The 17,311-nt window shown below is 42.8% G+C and carries 12 protein-coding genes; 7 read left to right on the top strand and 5 right to left on the bottom strand.

The features are described 5' to 3' along the window. The first annotated feature begins 273 nt into the window (after nucleotides 1-273). The 3 genes from pnp to AAC852_RS15470 all read left to right on the top strand — a co-directional run bounded on the left by pnp (nucleotide 274) and on the right by AAC852_RS15470 (nucleotide 5,601). A complete protein-coding gene (pnp, locus tag AAC852_RS15480; RefSeq protein ID WP_340621769.1) occupies nucleotides 274-2,427 on the top strand; it encodes a polyribonucleotide nucleotidyltransferase in 2,154 nt (717 codons plus the stop codon). Nucleotides 2,428-2,631: 204 nt separating this feature from the next. Continuing rightward, the gene (nlpI, locus tag AAC852_RS15475; protein WP_340621768.1) at nucleotides 2,632-3,516 is read left to right on the top strand and encodes a lipoprotein NlpI; all 885 of its coding nucleotides are present in this window, start codon (nucleotides 2,632-2,634) and stop codon (nucleotides 3,514-3,516) included. Nucleotides 3,517-3,687: 171 nt separating this feature from the next. After that, nucleotides 3,688-5,601, top strand: coding sequence for a DEAD/DEAH family ATP-dependent RNA helicase (locus tag AAC852_RS15470; RefSeq protein ID WP_340621767.1), 1,914 nt, complete (start codon nucleotides 3,688-3,690; stop codon nucleotides 5,599-5,601). Nucleotides 5,602-5,823: 222 nt separating this feature from the next. On the opposite strand, the gene AAC852_RS15465 is transcribed toward AAC852_RS15470, so the two are convergent. From AAC852_RS15465 to AAC852_RS15450, 4 genes are all read right to left on the bottom strand, one after another. After that, nucleotides 5,824-6,237 carry a hypothetical protein gene (locus tag AAC852_RS15465; RefSeq protein WP_340621766.1) on the bottom strand — a complete coding sequence of 138 codons (414 nt, stop codon included), beginning with the start codon at nucleotides 6,235-6,237 and terminating at the stop codon, nucleotides 5,824-5,826. Between the two features lie 63 nt (nucleotides 6,238-6,300). Next, nucleotides 6,301-7,020: a two-component system response regulator BtsR gene (gene btsR, locus AAC852_RS15460; RefSeq protein ID WP_340621765.1), complete on the bottom strand. Its 720-nt coding sequence runs from the start codon at nucleotides 7,018-7,020 to the stop codon at nucleotides 6,301-6,303. Nucleotides 7,021-7,022: 2 nt separating this feature from the next. Then, a complete protein-coding gene (locus AAC852_RS15455; protein ID WP_340621764.1) occupies nucleotides 7,023-8,720 on the bottom strand; it encodes a LytS/YhcK type 5TM receptor domain-containing protein in 1,698 nt (565 codons plus the stop codon). Nucleotides 8,721-8,866: 146 nt separating this feature from the next. Beyond that, the gene (locus AAC852_RS15450; RefSeq protein ID WP_340621763.1) at nucleotides 8,867-11,857 is read right to left on the bottom strand and encodes an inverse autotransporter beta domain-containing protein; all 2,991 of its coding nucleotides are present in this window, start codon (nucleotides 11,855-11,857) and stop codon (nucleotides 8,867-8,869) included. 848 nt (nucleotides 11,858-12,705) lie between these two features. On the opposite strand from AAC852_RS15450, the gene AAC852_RS15445 reads away from it, so the two are divergent. The 4 genes from AAC852_RS15445 to AAC852_RS15430 all read left to right on the top strand — a co-directional run bounded on the left by AAC852_RS15445 (nucleotide 12,706) and on the right by AAC852_RS15430 (nucleotide 16,878). Then, a complete protein-coding gene (locus AAC852_RS15445) occupies nucleotides 12,706-13,677 on the top strand; it encodes an HlyD family secretion protein (RefSeq protein ID WP_340621762.1) in 972 nt (323 codons plus the stop codon). A gap of 60 nt (nucleotides 13,678-13,737) precedes the next feature. Continuing rightward, nucleotides 13,738-14,898, top strand: coding sequence for an ABC transporter permease (locus AAC852_RS15440; RefSeq protein ID WP_340621761.1), 1,161 nt, complete (start codon nucleotides 13,738-13,740; stop codon nucleotides 14,896-14,898). An 18-nt stretch (nucleotides 14,899-14,916) separates the two neighbouring features. Further along, nucleotides 14,917-16,074 carry an ABC transporter permease gene (locus AAC852_RS15435; RefSeq protein WP_340621760.1) on the top strand — a complete coding sequence of 386 codons (1,158 nt, stop codon included), beginning with the start codon at nucleotides 14,917-14,919 and terminating at the stop codon, nucleotides 16,072-16,074. Nucleotides 16,075-16,374: 300 nt separating this feature from the next. After that, nucleotides 16,375-16,878 carry a GNAT family N-acetyltransferase gene (locus AAC852_RS15430; RefSeq protein ID WP_340621759.1) on the top strand — a complete coding sequence of 168 codons (504 nt, stop codon included), beginning with the start codon at nucleotides 16,375-16,377 and terminating at the stop codon, nucleotides 16,876-16,878. 89 nt (nucleotides 16,879-16,967) lie between these two features. Here AAC852_RS15430 and AAC852_RS15425 read toward each other — a convergent pair whose 3' ends face one another. Continuing rightward, nucleotides 16,968-17,258: a GIY-YIG nuclease family protein gene (locus AAC852_RS15425; RefSeq protein ID WP_340621847.1), complete on the bottom strand. Its 291-nt coding sequence runs from the start codon at nucleotides 17,256-17,258 to the stop codon at nucleotides 16,968-16,970. Between the last annotated feature and the right edge of the window lie 53 nt (nucleotides 17,259-17,311).

The following is a 17,311-nucleotide window of genomic DNA, read 5'->3' as shown; positions in this document are numbered from 1 at the left end:
GGGCCCCTTTTCTTCTAGAAAGTAGAATTTAAGAAACTTAAATTCCGTTTCTGAAATATTTGAACCTCTTCAGCTACAGTGACTCGCGCGGCTAATGAGAGTACTTAAAAGGATATACCCAGTAGATGCCAAGTTATAGCGCGGCTAACAAAGCTGCACTTGAAAGACAAAGGGGATTAAGTGCTGTCATTAGTCGTGAGGGTGTAGCAATGAAGAGAATATCCATTGTTGCTGATAGTTAAAAGGCAGCAACACTAACGAAGGAATATTATTTTGCTGAATCCGATTGTTCGTAAATTCCAGTATGGTCAGCATACTGTGACCATCGAAACAGGCATGATGGCTCGTCAAGCGACAGCGGCTGTTATGGTAAATATGGATGACACTGCGGTATTTGTTACCGTTGTTGGTCAGAAAAAAGTGAAACCAGGTCAGGATTTCTTCCCACTGACTGTTAACTATCAAGAACGTACATATGCTGCTGGCCGTATTCCTGGCAGTTTCTTCCGTCGTGAAGGCCGTCCGGGTGAAGGTGAAACCCTTGTTGCCCGCCTTATTGACCGTCCATTGCGCCCACTGTTTCCGGAAGGTTTCCTGAACGAAGTTCAAATCATTGCAACCGTTGTTTCCGTAAACCCACAGGTTCATCCGGACATTGTTGCTATGATTGGTTCTTCTGCGGCGTTGGCATTGTCTGGCATTCCATTCAATGGCCCAATTGGTGCAGCGCGCGTTGGTTATATCAATGATCAGTATGTATTGAACCCAACCAGCGATGAGCTGAAAAACAGCCGCTTGGATTTGGTTGTTGCAGGTACTGAAAGCGCTGTACTGATGGTTGAATCCGAAGCGGATCTGCTGACAGAAGAACAGATGTTGGGGGCGGTAGTGTTCGGCCATGAACAACAGCAGATTGTAATTGATAATATCAATGCACTGGTTGCTGAAGCGGGTAAAGAGAAGTGGGATTGGACACCAGAGCCTGTCAACCAATCTCTGCATGATCGCGTTGCTAAGTTGGCTGAAAACCGTCTGGGTGATGCTTACCGCATTACTGAAAAACAGGAGCGTTACGCTCAGGTTGATACTATCAAAGAAGAAGTTTCTGCTATCATTTTGGCAGAAGCGGCAGAAAATGGTGTTGAACTGGAAGAGACAGAAGTGCTTGAAGTGTTGTCTGTTCTGGAGAAAAATGTCGTTCGTGGACGTGTCCTGCGTGGTGAGCCTCGCATTGATGGTCGTGAAAAAGATATGGTTCGTGCACTGGACGTTCGTACTGGCGTATTACCACGTACTCACGGTTCATCTCTGTTTACCCGTGGTGAAACTCAGGCACTGGTTACAGCAACACTGGGTACTGAACGTGATGCCCAGGTGATCGACGAACTGATGGGAGAGTACACTGATCGCTTCCTGTTCCATTACAACTTCCCTCCATATTCTGTTGGTGAAACGGGTATGGTTGGTTCGCCAAAACGCCGTGAAATTGGTCACGGTCGTTTGGCGAAGCGTGGTGTTATGGCGGTAATGCCTGGCATTAACGAATTCCCGTATACCGTTCGTGTGGTTTCTGAAATTACTGAATCCAATGGTTCCTCTTCTATGGCTTCCGTCTGTGGTGCTTCATTGGCACTGATGGATGCAGGTGTACCGATTAAGGCAGCAGTTGCAGGTATCGCCATGGGGCTGGTGAAAGAAGGTGATAACTTTGTGGTTCTTTCTGACATTCTGGGTGATGAAGATCATCTGGGTGATATGGACTTTAAAGTTGCAGGTAGCCGTGATGGTGTCAGCGCATTGCAGATGGATATCAAAATTGAAGGTATCACCCGTGAAATCATGCAAATTGCATTGAATCAGGCCAAAGGTGCTCGTTTACACATACTGAACGTCATGGAGCAGGCAATCCAGAGTCCACGTAATGATATCTCTGAATTTGCACCACGTATTCACACCATCAAGATAAATCCAGATAAGATCAAAGATGTGATTGGTAAAGGTGGTTCCGTGATCCGTGCTCTGACTGAAGAAACAGGCACAACTATCGAAATCGAAGATGACGGTACTGTGAAGATCGCAGCGACTGATGGTGAAAAAGCTCGTCATGCTATCAGCCGTATTGAAGAGATTACTGCTGAAGTTGAAGTTGGCCGTATTTATACTGGTAAAGTCACCCGTATTGTTGACTTTGGCGCATTTGTTGCGATTGGCGGTGGTAAAGAAGGATTGGTACACATCTCTCAGATCGCAGACAAGCGTGTGGAGAAAGTCACTGACTATTTGCAGATTGGTCAGGAAGTTCCTGTCAAGGTGCTGGAAATTGACCGTCAAGGTCGTATCCGCCTGAGCATGAAAGAAGCAGTAGTTAATACTATGCTGAATATTATCGATGAAACATCACAATCACCGGAATCTTCAGTAGAATAAATTTGACGTAAAGAACGGTGTCCTGTAAAAAGGGCGCCGTTTATCTCCAATAGATTTCAAATTGTCAGCCAACAAAGGACAATTTGAAAGATAAAGGAGGGCAGCTAATTTCTGGCAGGATGCCTGAAATATACAATGTGGGTGGAACAACCGTGGGTGAAGTAACAGGGCATTCTGGTTAATGTCTGACTTCGGGAGTGGGAAATGAATTCTTTTCTGCGCTGGTATTACGTTGCAGCTATCTTTTTCCTTATAGGATGTGGCAGCACTGAGTGGCGTAAAAATGAAGTTTTTGCTATTCCACTTCAACCAACATTGCAACAAGAGGTTATTTTGGCGCGCATGGAACAAATACTTGCGAGCCGCTCTCTTAAGGAAGATGAGTATGCACAGCTTTTATATGAAAGAGGTGTGCTGTATGATAGCCTCGGGCTGAGGGCATTGGCACAGAATGATTTTTCAGTGGCTTTGTCTATCCGTCCTGATATCCCTGAGATTTTTAATTATTTGGGGATTTATTTTACGCAGGCAGGCAATTTTGATGCTGCCTATGAAGCGTTTGATTCTGTTTTAGAGCTTGATCCAACTTACAACTACGCGCGAATGAATCGCGGAATTGCACTGTATTACGGTGGCCGTTATCGTTTAGCGCAGGATGATCTGCAGGCGTTTTATCAAGACGATCCAAATGATCCCTTCCGTTCGTTGTGGTTGTACCTTGTGGAAGAGAAAATCGATCCGAAGGTTGCAATGACTAATTTGTCGCATCGTTTTGACAAAACGAACCGGGGGCTATGGGGCTGGAATATTGTTGAATTCTATTTAGGTAAGATCAGTGAGAAAACACTGATGGAACGCCTGAAACAGGGTTCGACAGATAACACTTCGCTCGCTGAGCATCTCAGTGAAACTGACTTCTATTTAGGTAAGCATTACCTAAGTCTGGGGGATGAGGATAGCGCGGTTGCGTTATTCAAGCTGACGGTAGCTAATAATGTCCATAACTTTGTTGAGCACCGCTATGCATTGTTGGAATTGGCGCTGCTAGGCCAAAGACAAGATGACCTATCAGAATCGAACCAACAATAGCTGACGAACATTTTCACGACAGATTTTTAAGTCCACATCTATAAGAGGTGGGGACTTGTTTGTTCGTTTTATAACATAATTTGAGCCAGTTCACATTTTAAATGAAAATGATAGAAATTCTTTTCACTGTGTTATGTAGACTGGCCGCCACGATCAATGAGGCACCATTACATGACCACTGAGACTGAAATCTCTTTTGCTGATTTAGGGTTATCAGCACCTATTCTTTCCGCACTGCAAGACATGGGCTACGAGAAGCCCTCACCAATTCAACAGCAATGTATTCCTCACCTGTTAAATGGTCGTGACGTGCTGGGTATGGCGCAGACTGGTAGTGGTAAAACTGCGGCTTTCAGCTTGCCTTTACTGCATAATATCGATGCTGAGCTTAGAGCTCCACAGATCCTTGTGTTAGCACCGACCCGTGAACTGGCGGTACAGGTTGCTGAAGCATGTTCAGATTTTTCCAAACATATGCGTAGTGTGAATGTTGTCGCGCTCTATGGTGGACAGCGTTATGACGTTCAATTGCGTGCTTTGCGCCAGGGGCCACAAGTTGTAGTGGGAACACCGGGTCGTCTGTTGGATCATCTGAAGCGTGGTACGTTGGATCTGTCCAACCTGAAAGGTCTGGTGCTGGACGAAGCTGACGAAATGCTGCGTATGGGCTTTATTGAAGATGTTGAAAACATCATGAGCCAGATCCCGGCAGAACATCAGACAGCATTGTTTTCAGCAACTATGCCTGAAGCGATTCGTCGTATCACTCGTCGTTTCATGAACGAGCCACAGGAAGTTCGCATTCAGACCAGCGTAACCAACCGTCCAGATATCAGCCAGAGCTATTGGTCTGTTTACGGTATGCGTAAAAATGAAGCACTGGTACGTTTCCTTGAAGCAGAAGATTTTGATGCGGCGATTATTTTCGTCCGTACCAAGAATGCGACTCTGGAAGTGGCAGAAGCGCTTGAGCGTAACGGTTATAACTCTGCGGCACTGAATGGTGATATGAATCAGGCTCTGCGTGAACAGACTCTGGAGCGTTTAAAAGATGGCCGTTTGGACATTTTGATCGCAACAGATGTTGCTGCCCGTGGTTTGGATGTTGACCGTATCAGTCTGGTTGTTAACTATGACATTCCGATGGATGCTGAGTCATATGTTCACCGTATCGGCCGTACAGGTCGTGCCGGTCGTGCTGGTCGTGCTCTGCTGTTTGTTGAAAACCGCGAACGCCGCCTGCTGCGTAACATTGAACGCACTATGAAACTGACAATCCCGGAAGTAGAGTTACCGAATGCTGAACTTCTGAGCCAGCGTCGTCTGGAAAAATTTGCTGCTAACGTTCAGCAGCAGTTGGAAAGCAGCGATCTGGATCAATATCGTGCTCTGTTGTCTAAATTAGGCACCAGTGACGAGCTGGATATGGAAACATTAGCTGCGGCATTGCTGAAAATGGCACAAGGTGAACGTTCATTGATTCTGCCACCAGATCCGGTTCGTCGTCCTCGCCGTGAATTCAATGATCGTGATGACCGTCGCCGTAATGGTAATGGCTTTGGTGAGCGTGATAGAGGTGACAGAGGTGACCGTCCTCGTCGTGAACGCCGTGATGTTGGCGATATGGAACTGTACCGCATTGAAGTGGGTCGTGATGATGGTGTTGAAGTACGCCACATTGTGGGTGCTATTGCTAACGAAGGTGATATCAGCAGCCGTTACATCGGCAATATCAAACTGTTCGCAACGCACTCCACAATTGAGTTGCCAAAAGGGATGCCAGGGGAGTTACTGACTCACTTTACCCGTACCCGTATCTTGAACAAACCAATGAACATGCAGTTGCTAGGCGATGCACAGCCATTTGAACGCCGTGAACGTCGTGGTGGTGGTCGCAACAGTAATGGTAATGGTGGCAATGGTTCACGCCGTGACCGTGACGGTTTTGGTAACGGCGGTGGTCGTCGTTTTAACAATGAACGCCGTGGTGGCGGTGAGCGTGGTTCTTTCCGTGGTCGCAATAATGACGATTTCAACGGTGGTGCACAACGTCGTCGTCAGCAACAAAGTAATGGCAACGTTTAATACGCCATTGATTGTTGTTTCGTGTTAGCAATAACACGCTGAAATATCGAATTGAAATAAGCCCTTTCTCTTTATAAAAGAAAGGGCTTTTTTATGTTTTCAATATTCTCATTTTCGTAGCCATTTTCTGGCTGTATGAAGCGCTTTCTGAATGTGAACTGAAACCACTCGTTATAGACTGCTTTTTATTGCTGTCTTTTTAATCAAAAAACAGATGATTTCTTAACTCACAGCTTGTGTATTAAGTCCCAGTATGTCTTTGATTTCTAAATCTGAAAGTAAGTGCTCACCTTGATGAATAACCATTTTTTTCATTCTGGATCGAGAGCCACTATAGGCCACTTCTAATAGCACACGTTCTTCGACGGAACAAAGACCGCCTTCGGATTGCTCTAATGGATGGATAAGTACCCGATGTTTGCATCCGAAGAATCTGTCAATGAATCGGATGAGACCATGTTGCTTAAGCAACAAATGCAATTGCTGCTCTGCATTATAAAAATCACCAACCAATAAGCGGGAGGTACTGAAATTTCCTGTAATACTCAGTTCTTTTTGATTGCTGAGATTTTTCAGGATCATTTGGTTGATTTTGATTTTGATTTTGATTTTGATTTTTAGATAGAGATCGGCCATACATTTCCTTATTTCATTTTGGCTTAATGGTAGAGAGTACAGACATTATTTCTAAAAAAATGATTAAATTAACCCCAGTTCCTCTTTGAGAGGCTTTAAGTAACGGCGACTAACAGGAATACGTTCATCATTGCGCAATACCAATTCCGCCTGGCCGTTTTCCCTAAAAACAATCTCCCGCAAATGGGTCATATTGACAAGATACTGTCGATGGCAGCGAGTCAGGGGCGTACGGGTTTCCAGAGTGCGTAAGGTCAATTCAGTAAAACCTTCCTGTCCGTTGGCACTCATCACATATACACCACTCAAACGTGAGGTGATATACAACACGTCATCCAGTTGCATCAGCCATATCCGGCTGTGTCCTGTGCAGGGAATATATTTCAGTTGCTCATTTTCGGAGTGTAGATCTGCCAGACTCTGTTTTTGATAACCCGAACGAAGTCGTTGTAATGTCTTGCTCAGTCGCTCTTTTTCCAGCGGTTTTAGCAGGTAATCAAACGCATGTTCTTCAAATGCCTGTATCGCATATTCATCAAAAGCGGTAAGAAAAACGATATAAGGGCGATGCTCAGGGTCGAGCATACCCACCATTTCAAGCCCGGTGATGCGGGGCATTTGAATGTCAAGGAAAATCACATCCGGTTTCAGACGGTGAATGGCGCCAATGGCTTCTACTGCATTGGCACATTCACCGATGATCTGAATATCTGTTTCCTCTTCCAACAGGCAACGTAAATTCTCACGAGCCAGCGGCTCATCATCAACAATTAATACATTCATACCTACGCTGCCTTATCAACCTCTTTTTCCAGTGGTAAACATAAAATGACACGAGTAAATTCTTCTGGTTGGTAATCAACACGTACACCATAATGTTCACCATAGCGAAGCCGCAGGCGCTTATCTACCAGGCTCATTCCAAGTCCATCCCCCATTTTTTTCGGGCAATAAAGCCCCGCATTATCTTCAATTTCTACCAATAGCAGATTAGTTTGCTGATGGGCTCTAATCGTAATTCTTCCGGTATCCAGTAACTGTGATGTGCCATGTTTAATCGCATTTTCGACCATAGGTTGCAGGGAAAATGCAGGCAATTTGGCATAACGTAGAGACTCCGGTATGTCTATGATTATCTGGAGACGCTCACAGAATCGCGCTTTTTCAATTTGTAAGTAAGCATTCACATGCTCTATTTCATTTTGTAGTGTGGCGATTTCTTCTGGTCGCTTCAGATTCTTGCGAAAGAATGTTGAAAGGTACTGCACAAGCTGACCCGCTTGCTGGCTATCGCGTCGGATCACCGCCTGTAGTGTATTCAGGGCATTAAATAAAAAGTGAGGATTCACTTGCGCATGAAGTAGCTTCACTTCTGATTGTAACAGAGATTGCTTATTCCGCTCATATTGTCCCGCAAGGATTTGGGCAGAAAGCAAGCTGGCAATTCCTTCCCCTAATGTTCGATTGATCGAACTAAATAAACGGTTTTTGGCTTCATACAATTTTATCGTACCGATCACTTGCTGATTTTCTCCCCGCAGAGGAATAACCAGTGCTGAACCCAATTTACAAATGGGACTAAGAGAGCAGCAATAGGGAGTTTCATTACCATCAGCGTAGACTACCTCATTATTTGCTATCGCACGGTGTGATTGCTCGGAAGCAATAGGCGTTCCCGGTAAGTGATGGTCGGAACCAATGCCGATAAATGCCAGTAGTTTTTCCCGATCAGTAATTGCAACAGCCCCGATTTCCAGTTCCTGATAGATAACTTTTGCTACACGCATGCTGTTAGCTTCATTAAATCCTTTAAGTAATATCCCTTCGGTGCATACCGCGATTTTCAGGGCTTGAGCAGAAAAAGCACTGGTATATTTTTCGAATATGGCGCGTCTGTCCAATAAGATACGGATAAACATAGCTGCCCCGATACTGTTAGCGATGATCATAGGAGCGGCGATATTTTTCACTAAATTAAATGCTTCACTGAAAGGATTAGTAAACAGCAGAATGATCCCCATCTGAGCACATTCGGCAAAGAATGTCACAATCGCCGCAGTCCATAGATTAAGTAACTTATTGATCTTGCCCTGCTTCATTAAATAACTGTGTACAAGACCGCCAATAACGCCTTCTATAATGGTGGATACCATACAACTGAATGCGGTCAGCCCGCCAAGGGAATAGCGATGCAATCCTCCTGTGAATCCTACCATCGCTCCGACTGCTGGCCCGCCAAGGAAACCACCTAATACAGCACCAATAGCACGGGTATTAGCTATAGAATCATTAACATGCAAGCCAAAATAGGTTCCCATGATGCAGAAGATGGAGAAAATGGTATAACACATGAGCTTATGAGGTAAGCGAACACTCACTTGCAGTAAAGGAATGAACAGAGGCGTTTTACTCAGTAGCCAGGCAATCACCAGATAGATACACATCTGCTGGAGCAGTAATAACACGAGGGTAAATTCATACATATTTTTTCACGGCATGTTTGATCGATAAATAAATTTATGCGGCCATTATCAAAGCTTGAATTTAACGCCGTCAATGGGTATATCCGCCCTCTTCGGCAAGGGCGGATTTTCTTAAGGATCTTTTGACGAAATAAGCAGGAATAGGATTACTCAGTACAGATAACGTAATCGGTGACTATCTCATTAATAACATGAACTGTACCATCATCTATGTTCACGGCGAAATGAGCATTTTTCCCATGTTCATCTATTCCGGGTGTTGAAGAACGGTAAGAACGGAATTGTGGCCAGCCATACAACTCATGCATCGCATTTTGTTGATGTGCTTGGTACAGGCTGGCTAAGTCTTCTGCTGTCGGTAATTTTTTATGCATTATTTTACAATACCATACAGCGCCTTTATAGACTCGACGTGGCCAAATCTCACCATTTTCAGTATAAGTAGTCATTCCTTTCATACCCATTGCTAACTCGGCTTGTAGCAGAGGTCGGTCAAAAATAACTCCGTTTGTATTTGTCACCGTTTCAGCCATATGTCCCCAAAAATTGGCGTACTTAGAATTAGGGCTGGTCACGACAGTAAAAATGACATCTTCAGTTTTTGGGTTTGAGACACCATATGCTTTTATTTGCAAGGTCGTTTTTACGCCCAGTCCATTTGGATCGGTGATAGGGAGTGATAAACTACCCTGATCTCCCGTTACTCCTTGGTAGTGACCTGATTCACTGTCTATCAGCGCAGTAACTGTCTGAGGGACTTCCTGACGGTTTAGTGCTTTGGCTGTTTTTATTTCTATAGGGACATTTTTTACAGGCTGTCCGTGATTGAACGCTTTCATATTTAGGGTAATTGTTTCGCCTTTTTTAACTTTCCTTGTATTGATGGTGACTTCCAGATTATCAGCAATCCCTTTGATTTTTCCACCTTCAGTACCACCATAGGTATGGTTACCTTGCTCTTGATCCATACGGGTATCAATCGCTTTGGTATTCCCGGTAATGTGGAGGCCATTCTGTGCCTGAACAACAAGTGCTTTTACTTTACCTGCATCTGACAGTGTCAATGTATAACTGGGGACCTTACCCGATTCGACGATAGTGCCGCCTTTGGTAATATCAACATTCCCTTTATCTCCCCACACATAGCGTGATTTGTCCACGTTTTCTCCGTTATTAGCATGGAAGGTATAGGTTGCACTGAGGATATGTCCCATTTCTAATCTGCCTGACATACTGAGATCTTTAATAATTGGTTTATCAGGGTGAAAAAAGGTGATCTCTATTGGCTTGATATCAAGGCATTTTACCTCAGGTGTAATGGTCAGCACGCCAATTTTTTCACCAGCGGTGAGTAACGCTTCATAGATCCCTGGTCGAGTTTCTTTTATTTGCCCAATCTGAGGATCTTTACCGGCTCCGCTTAATTTACTACTCATGAGTTTGATATCCTCACCAGCATCAGGAATTGGATTACCGTTCCCATCTTTTAGTGTCAATTTAAGGATGGTGGTGGAGTGACCATCTGCTGACAATTCGCTGTCTTTTGTGGTGAACGTAGATTTGTCAGCACTTGCCTGTGCTTGTAGTACCTGAACCTCAGTTTCTGCTCGTTTGGAAGCATGGTCATGCTCATCGTAGGCAATAGCACCTACGGTATAAGTGTTATTGCCTTGACGATGATATTTCGGCAGGGTCAGCAGATAGGTATTACTGTTTTGTTGTTTGATCTTGCCTCCGTTGGCAAGCAGGCTTCCAATCTCCCATTGGATCGTTTTCAGGCCATATTTACTGTTTACTCTAAGATGAATAGGTTTGGTTTCACCTGCATGACCGGAAATCAGTTTGTCTAATGTCAGACTAATGACTTCACGTTGACGAAATTGCAAAACAATTTGATTATTACGATCAACGAGATCATAACGACCGCCTTGTAGCGTATGTTTGAATATTACGGCATCGGGATCAATCTGTGTTGACCATGGTGTACCAATGTCATAGTTCAGCTCTATATTGAATTGAGTGTCTTTATTGCTGGACATCTCTTGTTTGCGGTCAATAGCGAAAGTCAGCAATGGGATAGGCGTATAGTTAATTCCGACAGTAAAGGCCGCGGGGTTCTTTTGGCGGTGATCTTTATTGATTAACCCAACTTCATCGCCAAAATATTGTTCATATACCAACTTACCGCCAAGTTGTGACAAAGTGGGGAGATACCCTTGTACTCTCAGATCGAACCCATTGGCAGGACGTTCATCGTAATCTTTCAGCAAATGCGATTCTTTCCAGTTACTTAAGCGAAAATAGCCGTTCATGCCTAGTCTCAGATAGTCGCGGGCGTACTCTGCGCCGAGGCCAAGTCGGGTATTATCTCCGGTAACATCGTGATCCAGAAAAGCGTTATATCCTAGCATCCAGCTATCAAAAAACTGGCGATGTCCGATACCGATATTGATGGTGTTGCGTTTATCAATGCGGCGTAGGCCAAATTGAGTGAAGTCCATTTTACTTTTGCTGTCATACAGAGGTAGCAACATATCAAGTTGACTACCATCCAGACGACCTCGTCTGTCAATATTAGCTTGTATACGTGCTGTACCGTAAGATCCTAACCAGCTCTGGAGTTGTTGATTGGCTTCTCCCACCGCTAAATTGCTTATCTGGTTTATTGCGCTGTCGCTTGCTTTATCGCTGTTCAGTATCTCACCGACACGGATAGCCGCATTAGCCAGCTTGCGTTCTGTATCATCGGTTTTAGAAAATGGCTCTGATGAAAAGTCATTGAATGGTAAATATTTATTAGGGCGGGATTTGGGGACATCAATTTCATCACCAACCCCAAGTACTGGAAACGGTTTGCTGAAAGTACGGAATTTATTTATTTCTTTGAGTTGATTAATGGTGAAACCGTAACGTTTAGCTATTGTATGGATCGTTTCTCCCGGTTTCAGAATATAAGGCTCAGTTGGTATTGCCAGAGGAGAGTGTTGAGAAATCGTATGCGTTTCGGCGGCAGCAATAATAGGCGTAAATGTGCCAGCGAGTGGGAACGCAAATTGGGCGATAATATTCACCCAGGCTACTCGTTTCAGCGAGTGTTGCTGATTTTGTTCTTGGGATTTATCAAATTTTTTGTGCATAAAAATAAACCTGTAATAGTAACAGCATCAGGTGATGATGAAATAAAAGCAGGGCAAAACGGTATTGCCTTATTTGAGACATCATAAATTGGTTAACAAAAAAAATTGTTAACTCGTTAACGCAAGGATTATTGATCTGACATATCTTGTATATGTATTTTTTATTCCAGCATAAAATTATTTAGTGGTCAATATTACTTTCTATATCAGGCATTGAAAATAAAAAATAAGACTGATAATAAAAAAATAATAGGTGATTTATACATATTTCCTCATAAGGTTAAAACAAGGGTTTTGGTATTTATGTAAATTAAAACATGATGTTGCAACTTATATATCTTATATAAACAGGGATTGTCTGGAAAGGGGAAAAATAACTTTAAATAGTAAGAGGGTTTTTGATGGTTAAATATTCTTTGCTAATTATTATTGGTTTTTATTTTTATTTTTATTTTTATTTTTATTTTTATTTTTATTTTTATTTTAAGTTTATTAATCTTTAATTTTTTATTGGCGAATATTGTGTAATATGGTTTCAGAAAGAGCTTTCTTTATAATTCATCATTAAATATTAATTGATGAATTGATTTTAAGAAATAAAAATAATCAGATAATAAGTTGAATTGAGGGAATGTGTTAATTTCTCGTTTTACTGACACTTGAAATTGATTGGGTATATAATGTGATAGGTATCTGCATAAAGCATTTCATTTTTGGCAATGATCAGGCGCACGAATTTCTAAAAAGAATTTATGAAGATAGTGTCACACTAGATTGGTACCGCTAAACTAATTCGGAATCGCTGACGAGTTTTGATCTGGTTGTATGCTTGGAGCTTACAAAACATAATGAAGAAAAGAACACTTTTCACGATATTGCTGATTATCTTTTTGATCGCAATGGCTGTGCTTTTTCGTTCACATCATCAGGACTTATTGTTGCAGGGAGAGGTTGAAGCACCTGAGGTCATCATTGCATCTAAAGCCTCTGGAAGAGTGATTGCGCTTCACGTTAGGAGAGGAGATGACGTAAAAGCTGGGCAACTATTGGTAAGCCTTGATGGCCCTGAACTGACTGCAAAAGTTGCCGCAGCTCAAGCCGCCCGTGATCAGGCCAAAGCAAAACTCAATTTATCTTTGCATGGAACACGAGAAGAGAATATTCGCAGTTTGGAAGCGGCATACTTACAGGCTGAATTTGGATATAAAAACGCTCAACGTGAATTTGAGCGACTCAGTAATATTTCAGCCAAAGGTTATTCATCTGCCAGTGAATTGGATAACGCACGAAACGCGCGTGATATTGCTTACCAGAAAATGCTGTCGGCAAAAGCGGAGCTAGATGCAGGGAAAAATGGAGATCGTATAGAATTACGGCAACAATATCAGGCAGCCCTGAATGAAGCTGAAGAAAAATTACAGGAATTAAAAATTCAGAGTAATGACCTACAGGTAAAAGCTCCCGTTGATGGTGAAATTGGGCCACTTCCGGCGGAGGTCGGGCAACTTTTCAATGCCAATAGCCCATTGGCAACATTAGTACGTATCCCCGAAGCTTATTTTATTTATAATTTGCGCGAAGATATTCTGGCTAAAGTCCGTAAAGGTGACAAAGTGACATTGCGTGTACCGGCTTTGAATAATAAAGATATTGAGGCAGAGGTACGTTATATCGCGCCAATGGGAGATTACGCAACAAAACGAGCAACTCGTGCGACAGGGGACTTTGATCTGAGAACATTTGAAGTGCGTTTATATCCACTACAACCTGTTGATGGGCTGCGTCCGGGAATGAGTGCATTATGGCGCTGGGATAAATAAGGTGGCAGCTTGATGAACAGAAAATCGGCGTGGCGTGGTCTTAAATGGCATGGTCTTTAAATGGCGTGGTCTTTAAATAGCATAGTCTTTAGATGGCATAGCTTTAAGCATACGTTTATCCGTGAGCTGGTGGTTGCAGTCCGTAGCCCGATTTTTCACTGGCTGAGTTGGCTGTTTCCTCTGTTGTTGTTTATCTTAATCAGTGCCAATTTTTCGGAAGGAACACTGCTAAACCTGCCTGTTTCAGTAGTGGATAATGATCACAGTACCTTATCACGCACATTAATCCGCAATTTAAATGCGGCACCTCACGCTGATATCAAAACCTATGATAATGGTCTGACAGAATCATTACAGAGATTGGGCAGTGCAAAGGATTACTCTTTACTCTATATCCCCCCCGATCTAGAAAAAGATGCGTTGAGTGGTAAACAGCCGACAGTGAGCATCTATTATAATGCCTTGTTTTATGGTTCAGGGCGTTATTCCGTTCAGGATTTCAGCGGATTGATGGCAGAAACAAATGCCAAATATCGTGAGATCATTGCATCTGAAATTGGTCGTCAGCTTCCACCACTTGCTAAAGCGACGATGTCTTATGACAGCTTATTCAATGCCAGTGGCAGTTATATCTATTTCCAGCAATTTGCTGCAACCATCCATTTATTACAACTTTTCGTCGTAACTTGTACTATTTATACAATGGCAAGGGAAAAGGAGCTCTTAAGCGCAAAATATTTTATATCGGCTTTATTAGGAAAACTTGCGCCTTATACCCTGATTTTTACGTTGTTGTTGATGATAGAAATTGCTGCATTGGTTGCATTTTCTGATGCTAAAGTTGCAGGTAATCCGATATATATGCCGGTTGTTGGATTCTTTTATGTGATTGCGGCTCAAAGTATCGGCTTATTACTGTTTACTTTCACCGGTAGTGCATTGACGGCTTATACGCTAATCGGAATGCTGGTCAGTATTGCGATGTCATTTTCTGGCATGGTGGTGCCTGAATTATCAATGGTATGGCTGGCAAGAATTATTTCGAACCTGGAGCCATTAACTCATGCTTTAAATGCCATGTTCGATATCTTTCTGCGGGAAGTATCGTTAAAAATCATCCTGCATGTTTGCATGCTATTGGTGATTTATCCTTTGGTGTGTGCCTTGTTGATCCGCAACCGTTTGTGGAAACGGCTTAATCAGCCAGGAGAAGTCATATAATGCAGGGGAAGCAGGTAAATGAATAATTGGAAAATGTATTGGCAAACTTTCCGCAATGTATTGTTGGGAATGCTGGAAAAACCTTTGTGGTTAATGCTGATTGTTTCTCTGTGTGTGATGAGTCTGGTTTATATCCGCCCTACATTATGGGATCTGCCCGTTGCGATTATTGATCAGGACAACAGTCATATGAGCCGTGCGCTGATCCGCCATATTGATGCGACGGCGAAAATTGAAACCAAAAGTTACGCTAGTCTTGCTAACGCCCGTAATGACATATTACGACGGAAAATCTTCGCCATTATCATTGTGCCACCGGATTTTGAAAAACGTCTTTTAAGTGGGAAAAATGTGACAGTGCCAGTTTATGGTGACGCGACGAACCGCCTTGCTAATGGGCAGATTCAGCAGGATTTGGCGTTGGCGTATCAACAGTTATTATCTGAATATAATGCACAGTTACTGCTGAAATCAGGTTTCAGTACGGAACAGGTGAAAGTGTTGTTGCAACCGATTAAAGGAGAAACCATTGGATTATTCAATCCGGGGATCAGCTATGCTGCCATTGTTTTTCCCGGACTACTGGTGATGCTTTTGCAGCACTCCTTTTTGATTGCTTGTGTACGTGTGAGTATCACCATACGTAGCACCCCTAAAGGTAACCCACCACTTCCTGTCTATCTGGGGGCTTTGTCTGCGTTGTTGCCTATTTGGTTGTTTCTGTCTGTGATCTTTTTTGTTCTGTGGCCATGGGTATTAGGATATCGGCAGGATGCACCAATTTATCAATTATTGTTGATAACTTTCCCATTCCTGCTGGCAGTATTGGGGTTAGGTAAACTGGTAACAGAGTGTTTGCGCAGTGTGGAAATGATTTATCTGACATTGGCGTTTATCACTACTCCTGTTTTCTATATTTCGGGGACTATCTGGCCAGTTCAGGCGATGCCTGATTGGGTAAGAGCGATTTCATCAGCTTTGCCATCCACATGGGCAACCAAAATTATCGCAGGAATAAACCAAATGAACATGCCCTTGCAAAGTATGTTAGGGGATATTGCAATGATCCTGTTTCTTGGTGTCGTGTACATGATCCTGGGGATTTTTGTTGGGATATTGCGTAATGGTGAACTGCGGGAACTAAAGATTTTTATAAAACGGCAGCGAAAGCATTAACTGTAATCAAGAATTATCGCCAGACTGATAGTGAAAATATATTGATTTGGGACGGGTTCCGTGCAAATGTCACGGGTACTGATTTACGGGATCTCAGTGATAGAATTTTATTATCAATTCTTGAGGTAGTATCAGGAAATATCACAGTATTTTGGCAAAATGACATGTTCCTTTTCACGAAAAGGGATCTGACTTGTGTTAGGTTAAATCCACTTTCCGTTTTGGTTTATTATCGTTAACTCAATTTATCAAAGCGGAACAAAAAGAGGGCGCAGATCAGAACGATCGCGCGTTATCGTCATGTTAATCAGGGTCGAAATTCCGGTTGATGCCATGGGTATTGATCGCTTGCTGCGAGAATCCTTTGAGACATCGACAGAAGCTGAGTTAGTTCATAGATTAAGAGAAGATGGCTTGTTGACGTTGGGAGTGGTTGCGACTGACGATGAAGGTCACGTAATTGGCTATGTTGGTTTCACACCTGTTGACATCAATGGTCAGGATCATAATTGGGTTGGATTGGCACCATTGGTAGTGTCTGAACCGTATCGTCGTCAGGGCATTGGTGAGAAGTTAGTGTATGAAGGATTGGATAGCCTGAATGAGTTCGGTTATGGTGCAGTAGTCGTGCTTGGTAAACCGGAATATTATCACCGTTTTGGTTTCAAGCTTGCTAGAGAGTACCAATTACATTGCCAATGGCCTGATAGTGAGGAATTCTTTCAGGTTTACACACTGGCTGATGTCTCGCTGGATGATTGTCATGGTTTAGTCACATATCCCAGTCATTTTGACTATGTGTAACTATAAGATGTCATTACAAGATGTAAATACAGAATTAGTAAATACATGTTGAAGTCATGCTAGAGATACTCTGGCAACACTGTCTATTTTCATGAAGTCTCTGACAAATAGGTTGCTATACAGAGAGGCTGGGTTGTAACCAGCCTCTCTTTTTGCTGCTTGTTTAGCTGCTTTTTCGGATATTCCAGCTTTAATGCTGTGCTCTTGTCCCGTACTAAACTGTGATAGACCAGAGTCAATGTGCCTTTTCCCCTCAAAGCCTTCGCCCCTTTTCCTGTACTGTGTTGTATCAGACGACGGGAAATATCTGTAGTAATTCCGGTATATAAAGAACCATTCTCGGTTTTTATCAAGTAAAGATACCAATCAGATTTGTTAATATTCATTATTTATATTAAATAATTACAGATGTATAAATACCGTATGAGATTAA

Source organism: Xenorhabdus siamensis, assembly GCF_037996745.1.
Classification (GTDB): Bacteria; Pseudomonadota; Gammaproteobacteria; order Enterobacterales; family Enterobacteriaceae; genus Xenorhabdus; species Xenorhabdus indica.
Note: the sequence above shows the minus strand (reverse complement) of the source record. Positions and strands in the feature narration are given on the sequence as shown.

What these genes read in the sequence shown, in the direction of transcription:
- nlpI (WP_340621768.1), top strand. Translation starts at nt 2,632, where the DNA reads ATGAATTCTTTTCTGCGCTGGTATTACGTTGCAGCTATCTTTTTCCTT.
- AAC852_RS15440 (WP_340621761.1), top strand. Translation starts at nt 13,738, where the DNA reads ATGGCGTGGTCTTTAAATAGCATAGTCTTTAGATGGCATAGCTTTAAG.
- AAC852_RS15430 (WP_340621759.1), top strand. Translation starts at nt 16,375, where the DNA reads ATGTTAATCAGGGTCGAAATTCCGGTTGATGCCATGGGTATTGATCGC.
- AAC852_RS15445 (WP_340621762.1), top strand. Translation starts at nt 12,706, where the DNA reads ATGAAGAAAAGAACACTTTTCACGATATTGCTGATTATCTTTTTGATC.
- AAC852_RS15470 (WP_340621767.1), top strand. Translation starts at nt 3,688, where the DNA reads ATGACCACTGAGACTGAAATCTCTTTTGCTGATTTAGGGTTATCAGCA.
- AAC852_RS15435 (WP_340621760.1), top strand. Translation starts at nt 14,917, where the DNA reads ATGAATAATTGGAAAATGTATTGGCAAACTTTCCGCAATGTATTGTTG.
- btsR (WP_340621765.1), bottom strand. Translation starts at nt 7,020, where the DNA reads ATGAATGTATTAATTGTTGATGATGAGCCGCTGGCTCGTGAGAATTTA.
- AAC852_RS15465 (WP_340621766.1), bottom strand. Translation starts at nt 6,237, where the DNA reads ATGGCCGATCTCTATCTAAAAATCAAAATCAAAATCAAAATCAAAATC.
- AAC852_RS15455 (WP_340621764.1), bottom strand. Translation starts at nt 8,720, where the DNA reads ATGTATGAATTTACCCTCGTGTTATTACTGCTCCAGCAGATGTGTATC.
- AAC852_RS15450 (WP_340621763.1), bottom strand. Translation starts at nt 11,857, where the DNA reads ATGCACAAAAAATTTGATAAATCCCAAGAACAAAATCAGCAACACTCG.